This is a genomic window from uncultured Marinobacter sp. (assembly GCF_963974375.1).
Lineage (GTDB): Bacteria > Pseudomonadota > Gammaproteobacteria > Pseudomonadales > Oleiphilaceae > Marinobacter.
Map to the genome: position 1 here is coordinate 1 of NZ_CAXBDN010000292.1, position 5031 is coordinate 5031.

At 57.9% G+C, this 5031-nt stretch carries 4 protein-coding genes; 1 reads left to right on the top strand and 3 read right to left on the bottom strand.

Translation table 11 applies throughout. The features are described 5' to 3' along the window. The 3 genes from AAC035_RS18460 to AAC035_RS18470 form a co-directional block, all read right to left on the bottom strand. The coding region (locus AAC035_RS18460; RefSeq protein ID WP_339806569.1) for an AAA family ATPase at positions 1-597 on the bottom strand (597 nt) is incomplete at its 3' end. Beyond that, positions 597-1796 carry an acetate kinase gene (locus AAC035_RS18465; RefSeq protein ID WP_339806570.1) on the bottom strand — a complete coding sequence of 400 codons (1200 nt, stop codon included), beginning with the start codon at positions 1794-1796 and terminating at the stop codon, positions 597-599. The genes AAC035_RS18460 and AAC035_RS18465, both read right to left, overlap by 1 nt. A gap of 95 nt (positions 1797-1891) precedes the next feature. Then, complete coding sequence (locus tag AAC035_RS18470; protein WP_339806572.1) at positions 1892-4321, bottom strand: EAL domain-containing protein; 2430 nt, start codon at positions 4319-4321, stop codon at positions 1892-1894. Between the two features lie 377 nt (positions 4322-4698). On the opposite strand from AAC035_RS18470, the gene ccoM reads away from it, so the two are divergent. Then, entirely contained in the window at positions 4699-4851 is a 153-nt protein-coding gene (gene ccoM, locus AAC035_RS18475) for a cytochrome c oxidase subunit CcoM (RefSeq protein ID WP_339806573.1), read from the top strand. Positions 4852-5031 lie beyond the last annotated feature (180 nt).

Here is a 5031-nt window from a genome sequence, read left to right on the forward strand (position 1 = left end):
CGGAACCTGATCTGCGGTGGGCTCGTTATTGGCCGGCAGGAACCCGGACCGCTCTGGCTCACCCACCTTGTTGAGCACGACACCGATAACATCCGGATCTTCCGGCGCTGCAAACAGCCGTGCCGAAAAGTCGAGCCACTCATCCAGTTCTTTGGCGGTTCTTTGACCGGGAGCGCACACGAGGATGACGTCGGCGCCAAGGTTGCGGGCCATTTCCACGTTCAGCCGGGCGGTGTAGGCCTCACTCCGGTCCGGTACCAGGCCTTCAACGATGACCACGTCCACATCTTTTGCGACCGCCTGGAACTGGCCCACGATGCTTTGCATGAATTCGGCGGTTTTCTCGCGATTCAGCAGATTCTGGGCTTCCCTGAGTGGCATCGGCTCCGGTGGATTCAGGTCCGAGCGGGCCCTGACGAAAGACACGGAAAAATCTTCGCCGGGGGTTGTCCGGTTACCGGAGCGGCCAGGTTGGCTGACCGGTTTGTAGAAACCCACTCGCACCCCGACACGATCCAGGGCGCGTAACAGGCCAAGACAGATGGAGGTGAGACCACTGTCGATTTCGGTCGGGGCAATAAACAGGCTCTTGGGCATCAGTGAGTCTCCGTGTGTTCACAATTGGCAATCTGCGCAGCGGCTCGGGCGATGACCGCTTCTTCCCGGGTGGCGATGACGAACACCGGAAAACGACTGCTGGGTGCTTCGATACGACCATTGCGGTGTTGGCCATGGTTGCGATTGTCTTTTGTCTCAATCTCGAAGCCTGCCAGTGCCAGGTGGGCGAGGGTGCGGGTACGAACTTCGGTGGCGTTTTCCCCGATTCCACCGGTGAACACCAGGGCATCGAGGTGGTCCAGTGAGGCCATCATGGCACAGATATACCGCGCCAGTCGGAAGCAGAACACCGACAGGGCATCTTCGGCATCGGTGTTGCCTTCAGAAACTGCATCTACAATGGATCGCATGTCACTAATACCATTAGATAATCCTTTGAGGCCGCTGTCCTGATTCAGCAACTGGTGCGTCGCGGCAGGGCTGATGCCCTTGTGGGCGAGGAAGTCGAACAGCCCGGGGTCTACGTCACCACTGCGGGTGCCCATCACCAGGCCCTCGAGCGGTGTGAGACCCATGCTGGTATCCACGCTTTTGCCGTTACTGATGGCGGTGATACTGCAGCCATTGCCCAAATGGGCGGAAATGATGGATGTCCGGTTCACTTGCTTGCCCAGGCGTCTGGCGCTTTCTTCCAGCATGTAGCTGTGGCTGGTGCCGTGAAAGCCGTAACGACGAACGCCAAATTCGTTGTAGAGATGGCGAGGCAGGGCGTAAAGGTAGGCATGCCGGGGCAGGGTCTGGTGGAACGCGGTATCAAAGACAGCCACCTGGGGGACATCCGGATACAGTGCGCGGGTGGCCTCGATACCCTGCAGGTTTACCGGGTTGTGCAGTGGTGCCAGGGCAGCGCAATTGCGGATCGCATCCAGTACTGCATCGTCGATCAGGGCGGCGTCAGAAAAGGATTCGCCACCGTGAACAACGCGATGGCCAATAGCTGCAGGTGGCGCGGTCAGTTGCCGGTTGGTCTCGAGCCACTCAATCATACCGGTCAGGGCCTGCTGGTGGTCAGCATGGGCCGGCAGCGGCACCTGATCTCCGGCTTCGGTCTTCAATCGCGAATCGGGCTGTCCCAGGCGTTCAGCCAGCAGACTGGCGGTAACGGTCAGATCGGGTGCGAACACGGCCATCTTGACCGATGAACTGCCGCAGTTAACGACCAGAATCTGTTGCGTCATAGCGAGGTTTTCCTGTCAGTTGGGTCGGGGCCGGCGGCGGCAGTGGCGGCGCGGGCACCTTCATTCATTCAGCTGAAGACGGGTCGGGGTGGATGCTATTGCTGTGGGGGGAAATCGCGAAGATGTTCCTTGAGCCAGCCCAGGAAGCTTTCCTCCGGCATGGGTCGGCCAAAGTAGTAACCCTGCGAAAAATCGCACTGATGATCCTGGAGAAAGCGGATCTGGGCTTCGTTCTCCACGCCTTCTGCAACCACCTTCAGCTCAAGGCTGTGGGCCATGGTAAGGATTGCCCGCACCAGCGCTGCGTCATCTTTTTCGGTCAGCACGTCCCCGATAAAGGACTTGTCGATCTTCAGGGTATCAAAAGGATAACTTTTGAGGTAACTGAGTGCCGAAAATCCGGTACCAAAATCGTCCACTGACAGGCGCACCCCGGCTTCGTCCAGCTCCCTCAGAATTGCTGCCGTTTCAATACTGTTATCCAGAATCAGCCGCTCGGTAATCTCCAGCTCTACCCGTGTGGCGTCGATACCGGTACGGCTGATGGTGTTCATGGTGGCCTGCACAAACTCCGGATCCCGGAACTGCCGTGGCGACACGTTGACGGCTATGGTCAGGGTACGGCCGGTGGCCTCAAGCCAGCGCATACTGGCCTCGCAGGCCTGATCCAATACCCATTTGCCGATGGGAATAATCAGACCGGTCTCCTCCGCCAGGGGGATGAAGCGGTCGGGCATCACCATACCCATGGTGGGGCTGTTCCAGCGCAGCAAGGCTTCAGCCCCGGTGACTGCTCCGGTTGCGGTTTCAATGATGGGCTGATACCAGAGCTCGAATTCGTTGAGTTCCAGTGCCCGCCGCATCCGGGATTCCATCTGCAGACGCTCGTGGGACACTTCCTTCATTTCCGGCGCGAAGCGCTCCCAGGAGCTTTTACCCTTGTGTTTGGCTTCATACATGGCCGCATCCGCGTGCTGCAGCAGGGTGCCGGAATTATCAGAATCCGTGGGGTAAATGGCGATGCCGATACTGGTAGTGACAAACACTTCCTGCCCGTCCAGCATGAATGGTTTGCTGAACGCCAGCAGGATCCGGTCGGCCACCGGCTCGGTTGCATCCGGGCTTTTGAGACCGGGGAGCACCACCAGGAATTCGTCGCCACCAAGGCGGGCGACGGTGCTGGTGCCCCGCAGGCAGCCGGAAACCCGGCGGGCTGCTTCCATCAGCAGACTGTCGCCGGCATCGTGGCCCATGGTGTCATTGATGTGCTTGAAATTGTCGAGATCGAGAAACATCACGCCGACCATGCTGGCTTCACGCCGTGCCTGAGCCAGGGCCAGTTTCAGGCGGTCCAGGGCAAGCATCCGGTTGGGCAGGCCGGTGAGAATGTCGTAATTGGCCTGCCGCAGCAGCTGTTGTTCATAGCGTTTGCGGATACTGATATCTTCACCGACCACCAGATAATTCTCGACCTTGCCGTCGGGGCCCTTGATGGGCGTCACCACCACCTGTTCCCAGAAATGCTCCCCGTTACGGCGCATGCTGTTGATTTCCCCCTGCCAGACACCGACCCGCTGTACCTGCAGACGGATGGTTTGCCAAAGCTGCTGGCCTTCGCGATTATTGGGGCTGTTTTCCAGCATTGCCCCCGGTTGATTGCCAAGTACCTCTTCGGCCCGGAAGCCAGTGAGCTGGGTGAACTTCTGATTGACGAATTCAATGTGCCACTGGCGGTCACAGATCATGACCGATGAGGGGCTTTGTTCCACGGCTTTCGACAGCTTGCGGATTTCCGCTTCATCCCGTGACTGGCGGGCGAAGTCTGCATTCAGCCGCACCCGCATCTGATTGAAGGCTTCGGTGACCTGGCCCAGTTCATCCTTGCGATGTCGCTGCGTATCGGGGCGATCGAGCACCAGGGGGCGGTCCAGACTGGAGACTGAAAATTCACGGGCATAATTGGACATGGTGCTGAGATGTCGGGTCACCAGCTGGCGAAAAATCCAGACAATGAGCACTGAAATAAAGAAGACCTTGAAAAACTGGGTGGTGAGAATGACGCCAATCTTGCGGCGAAGATCCTGGTAGACCCGCTCAAGAGAGGCTGTTACCTCCAGTTGCCCCAGTTTTGCACCTCCCGGTCCCGAGTGGCTGAGTTCGTACGTACGGGTTTTTGTGGTTTGCTCCCTGGCAGGCCGTTTGCCAAGCACTATTTCAGAATCGGGATAGATGCGTAGTCGCAGGTACACGATATCCGGCAACGACAGTATGCCTTCCATCTGGGTCTGAAGCAGATTCTGGTCCAGGGCCCAGAGACTGCGGGAAAGGCTGCTGGCATAGCTGGTCCGGATGACGGACAAACGATCATCAATCGCCGAAACGTCCTTGCGATAGTCGCTGTATACCTGGATCGCGGACGCCACCAGAGTAAAAATGGAGCTGAACAGAAGAATATAGGCAAGTAACCGAAACGAGAGCGGTGACCCCTGACGGAACTGCTTTATGCGTGTTGCGAGTCTCTGCATGCCGTGTCTGGTCTATCCAATAATGCCGGAACGAATGTCTGCTTGTGGGCCGGATGCCGGCTTTCGATTTTTTGCCTTTGACATTCGGGGGCCTGCGCCTGCACAGCCGCTCATGAAATCCGTATTTCCCAACTATAGCAGCAAGTTGTGATTCATGCGCCTGCGGATCGTCGACGGTCCCGAAAACTCCGGCCCTGACCCGCAGATTGTCCCCCGGGGCCCGGAAATCGCAGCGCCTGAGATCCGGGCAATACACCGTCGGAGCTGTTGATGTACGTCAATATCGGGGTTTCAGCAGAGGCGTAGCCTGAAGTTATAGACTTCTCCTGTGCAGATGGCGGCAGGGGAGCATAGCGGGTGGATAGGGAGACTTGATTATGTACACAGATGCAACAGTGATTGCGGGTATTGGAACTGTGTTGCTGATGGTGGTATTTATGGCCGGCTTTGGTGGTTTTGTACTTTGGGATATCAAGCACCGCAAGGCAAAAGGTGTTGCGGCAGGCAAGAAACCAGAAGCAGGGAAGTGATGACGAGTACTGATGTCAGCGGGAGGTGCTGATTGAGGCATTCTGAGCGATTGTGCCTGATGCCACTTCGCCGGACAGGCTGTCCGGGTCAAACTCCTGAGCGAGGCAGCAGTCTCAGGTAAAAATGGCGTCCCCTAGGGGGTTCGAACCCCTGTTGCCGCCGTGAAAGGGCGGAGTCCT

What these genes read in the sequence shown, in the direction of transcription:
- AAC035_RS18465 (WP_339806570.1), bottom strand. Translation starts at nt 1,796, where the DNA reads ATGACGCAACAGATTCTGGTCGTTAACTGCGGCAGTTCATCGGTCAAG.
- AAC035_RS18470 (WP_339806572.1), bottom strand. Translation starts at nt 4,321, where the DNA reads ATGCAGAGACTCGCAACACGCATAAAGCAGTTCCGTCAGGGGTCACCG.
- ccoM (WP_339806573.1), top strand. Translation starts at nt 4,699, where the DNA reads ATGTACACAGATGCAACAGTGATTGCGGGTATTGGAACTGTGTTGCTG.